Here is a 435-nt window from a genome sequence, read left to right on the forward strand (position 1 = left end):
ACGCCGGGCCCGCATGCCGAGATCGCCGAGGAAGTGCGTCGCATCGCGGCCGCGCGCGGGCTGGCCATCGAGGTGCGGCGCTTCGACGATCCGGCGCGTATCGACGCGGCCCTCGCGGCCGGCCGGCTCGATGCGGCGAGCTTCGAGGACGCGCGCCAGCTCGCGGCCACGCGCCGCGCGCACGGTTACGCGCTGAGCAGCGTCGCGACCACCGTGAGCTTGCCGCTCGCGCTCTATTCGCGACGGCTGCAAGGCCTGAACCAACTGCGCCCCGGCGCGACCGTGGCGATCCCGGCCGACCGGCGCGGCGCTTCGCGCGCGCTGGTGCTGCTGCAGAACGAGAACCTGCTGAGGCTGCGCGAGGCGGCCGGGCTCGATGCCACGCGGCGCGACCTGCTCGGCAACCGGCTCGGGCTGCGCCTGGTCGAGCGGCCC

At 75.9% G+C, this 435-nt stretch carries 1 protein-coding gene; it reads left to right on the forward strand.

All coding sequences use genetic code 11. The annotated features are described in order from the left end of the window. Positions 1-435, forward strand: a 435-nt coding sequence (locus tag HWY05_RS37990; RefSeq protein ID WP_244146818.1) for a MetQ/NlpA family ABC transporter substrate-binding protein, incomplete at both ends; no start/stop codon positions are given.

This window comes from Paraburkholderia sp. BCC1876 (genome assembly GCF_902833695.1).
GTDB lineage: Bacteria > Pseudomonadota > Gammaproteobacteria > Burkholderiales > Burkholderiaceae > Paraburkholderia.